This window comes from Streptomyces sparsus (assembly GCF_054776295.1).
In genome coordinates this window covers 1-3200 of sequence record NZ_BAAHCA010000573.1, presented here as the reverse complement: position 1 = coordinate 3200, position 3200 = coordinate 1, and the positions used below count along the sequence as shown (strand labels likewise).

The following is a 3200-nucleotide window of genomic DNA, read 5'->3' as shown; positions in this document are numbered from 1 at the left end:
TGCGGCGGTGCGGACGCGGGCGCCCGCCTCGGCCGTGCCGCGCAGCAGGCCGTGCAGGTCGGCGCGGGCGAGCGCCTCGGGGTCGTCGAGAAAGGAATCGTCCAGCATGGCGATGCCCCTTCCCTGTCAGGCCGGTCGGCGGGCCTCGTCGACGAGGAGGACGGGGATGCCGTCCCGGACGGGGTAGGCGAGGCCGCAGCCGGCGCTGCCGGTGCAGACCAGCTCCTCACCGGGGCCGGTGTGCTCGGCGTCGGTCGGGGCGGGTTCCTCCCGGAGGGGCGCGTGGCAGGCCGGGCAGGCGAGGATCTCCAGGAGACCGGCTTCGAGCGGCATGGTGTCCCTCCGGGTGGGTCGGTGATGGTGGCCAGCCTACCGCCGGTGACCAGCGGATTGCCCCGGCCGGTCCGGCCCGCTCCCGGCCGGGGGCGGGCCCGTCCACAGCGGGCCGCGCACGGGTGGCTGTGGACGGGCCGGGGTGCGGGGGCCGGCCGGGCGCCCTAGCCGCGGACGAGTGCGAGCACCTCGTCGCGGACGCGCGCCATGGTGTCCTCGTCGCGGGCCTCGACGTTCAGCCTGAGCAGCGGTTCGGTGTTGGAGGCCCGCAGGTTGAACCACCAGTCGGGGGCGGTGACGGTGAGGCCGTCGAGGTGGTCCAGCTCGACGTCCTGCCGGTCGGTGTAGGCGGCGAGCACCGCGGCGGCACGTCCGGCCTGGTCGTCGACGGTGCTGTTGATCTCACCGGAGGCGGCGTACCGGTCGTAGGAGGCGACCAGTTGGGAGAGGGTGCCCTGCTGCCCGCCGAGCGCGGCCAGCACGTGGAGGGCGGCGAGCATGCCGGTGTCGGCGTTCCAGAAGTCGCGGAAGTAGTAGTGCGCGGAGTGCTCACCCCCGAAGATGGCGCCGGTGGCGGCCATCTCCTCCTTGATGAAGGAGTGGCCGACCCGGGTGCGCACGGGGGTGCCGCCGCTCTCCTTGACGACCTCGGGCACCGACCAGGAGGTGATGCAGTTGTGGATGACGGTGCCGCCGCCGTGCTTGGCGAGTTCCCGGGACGCCACCAGGGCGGTGACGGCCGACGGGGAGACGGGCTCGCCGCGCTCGTCGACGACGAAGCAGCGGTCAGCGTCGCCGTCGAAGGCCAGTCCGAGGTCGGCGCCCCGCTCCCGCACCCGCTTCTGGAGGTCGACGATGTTCGCCGGGTCCAGCGGGTTGGCCTCGTGGTTGGGGAAGGTGCCGTCGAGTTCGAAGTAGAGCGCGTCCAACTCCAGCGGCAGCCCGTCGAAGACGGTGGGCACGGTGTGGCCGCCCATGCCGTTGCCGGCGTCGACGACGACCTTCAGCGGGCGGATGCCGCGCAGGTCGACGAGGTCGCGCAGGTACTCGGCGTAGTCGGTGAGCACGTCCCGCTGGGTGAGCCGGCCGGCGGTGGCGCCGGTGTCGGGCAGGCCGGTGTCAGCCCACTGCTCGACGAGTGCCCTGATCTCGCTCAGCCCGGTGTCCTGGCCGACGGGGGCGGCTCCCGCGCGGCACATCTTGATGCCGTTGTACTGGGCGGGGTTGTGGCTGGCGGTGAACATCGCGCCGGGCATGTCCAGCTTGCCGCTGGCGAAGTAGAGCTGGTCGGTGGAGCAGAGCCCGATCTCGGTGACGTCGGCGCCGCGGGCGGCGGCGCCCCGGCCGAAGGCCCGGGTGAGGCCGGGTGACGAGGGCCGCATGTCGTGGCCGACGACGATCGCTTTCGCGTCGGTGACCTGTACGAATGCCGCCCCGAACAGCTCGGCCAGCGTTTCGTCCCACTGGTCCGGAACCACTCCGCGTACGTCGTACGCCTTAACGATGTGTGACAAGTCGGGCACAGCCACCCCTCCTGGAGTCCGTCCTGAGGTGGTCAAACCTACCCGCAGCAGGTACTCCGTTCGCGGTACTCCGCCCGGTCGGCGCGCGGTCGCGGGGTACGGCTGGGAGCCCGGTCAGGAGTCGGGCGAGCGCAGGACCCGCAGGTGGCCGCGGCGGGCGTCCTCCATCGGGTCGATCTCGCGGCGGCTGGGCTTGGCCTCGGCGGGTTCCGGAGGGCGGCGCGGGGCGCGGGCGGCCTCCCGGACGGCGTCGGCGAGCGCTTCGAGGTCGTCACCGCTGGGCCGGGCCGGGCCGGCGTCGACGGCGAGCCGTACGACGTCCCAGCCGCGGGGGGCGGTGAGGCGTGCGGAGTGCTCGGAGCAGAGGTCGTAGCAGTGGGGCTCGGCGTAGGTGGCGAGCGGGCCCAGGACCGCGGTCGAGTCCGCGTAGACGTACGTCAGCGTGGCGACGGCGGGACGGCCGCACGCGGTGCGCGAACATCGACGTACAGGACTCACGATGCTGGACGCTACCGCACTCCTGAGCGGGCTGCGACGACTCCGCCCGAGGTCACTCGGCCGTGTCGTCCCGGTTTCGACGGGAAGGCCCGGTCCCGCTGGGCGGTCGCTGACCAGGCAGAAGGCGCAGAAACGTGCCTGCACAGGCGGCGCCACCTGCTGTCCGTCCGCTCACGAGGGGGCGGACGGGCGGTACTTTTCGATTGGGTATCGAAATGCGACGAACACCGTTCCGCCAGAAGGCGTACCGCGACCGGTCGATCCGCGACATCCGGCCGGATGCCCGCCGACTCGGCGGCAGCCGGCCCGGAGGCCGCTACGCTCGGGGACGATGAGCAACGCCGTACCGCCCCGCAGGCCGGACGCCCGGCCACGTCACCGAGACCGCCACGGCCGTGGCATGCGCGGTCCCGTCGCACCGCCGCAGGTACCGCTGTCCGCCAGCCGCGCGGAGACCTTCGACGACCTGGTACGGGACGCGGCGGAGCGCCTGGAGCGCCAGTGGCCGCAGCTGTCGGCGGTCGACTTCGCCGTGCAGGAGGTGCCGCGGCCGCCCACCGCGGGCTCGGGCGGCGAGAGCGCCTGGGACGGGCAGACGGTGCCGCTCGGCGGCCTGGTGCCGGCCCGCGGTGACCGGTCGGACTGCGTGATCGTCTACCGCAGGCCGATCGAGCTGCGGGCCAAGACCCGCGAGGAGCGGGCCCTGCTGGTCCACGAGGTGGTCGTGGAGCAGGTGGCCGAGCTGCTCGGCCTCTCCCCGGAGTCGGTCGACCCGCGCTACGGCCAGGACTGACCCGGACGGTCGGCCCGGCCCGCGGGGCGCCCGCCCGCCGCCGGGGCTTCCCG

At 73.8% G+C, this 3200-nt stretch carries 4 protein-coding genes; 1 reads left to right on the top strand and 3 read right to left on the bottom strand.

Features of this window, described 5'->3' with window-relative positions; genetic code table 11:
• Positions 1-126: 126 nt before the first annotated feature.
• The 3 genes from ACYVE9_RS20385 to ACYVE9_RS20375 form a co-directional block, all read right to left on the bottom strand.
• Positions 127-333, bottom strand: a complete 207-nt coding sequence (locus ACYVE9_RS20385) for a Trm112 family protein (RefSeq protein WP_461029333.1) — start codon at positions 331-333, stop codon at positions 127-129.
• A 164-nt stretch (positions 334-497) separates the two neighbouring features.
• On the bottom strand, positions 498-1856 hold the full coding sequence (locus ACYVE9_RS20380) for a phosphomannomutase/phosphoglucomutase (protein ID WP_461029332.1): 1359 nt from the start codon (positions 1854-1856) through the stop codon (positions 498-500).
• A gap of 114 nt (positions 1857-1970) precedes the next feature.
• A complete protein-coding gene (locus ACYVE9_RS20375) occupies positions 1971-2357 on the bottom strand; it encodes a DUF3499 domain-containing protein (RefSeq protein WP_461029334.1) in 387 nt (128 codons plus the stop codon).
• 397 nt (positions 2358-2754) lie between these two features.
• Between ACYVE9_RS20375 and ACYVE9_RS20370 the strand changes: the two genes are divergently transcribed.
• Positions 2755-3147: a metallopeptidase family protein gene (locus tag ACYVE9_RS20370; protein WP_461029331.1), complete on the top strand. Its 393-nt coding sequence runs from the start codon at positions 2755-2757 to the stop codon at positions 3145-3147.
• Positions 3148-3200 lie beyond the last annotated feature (53 nt).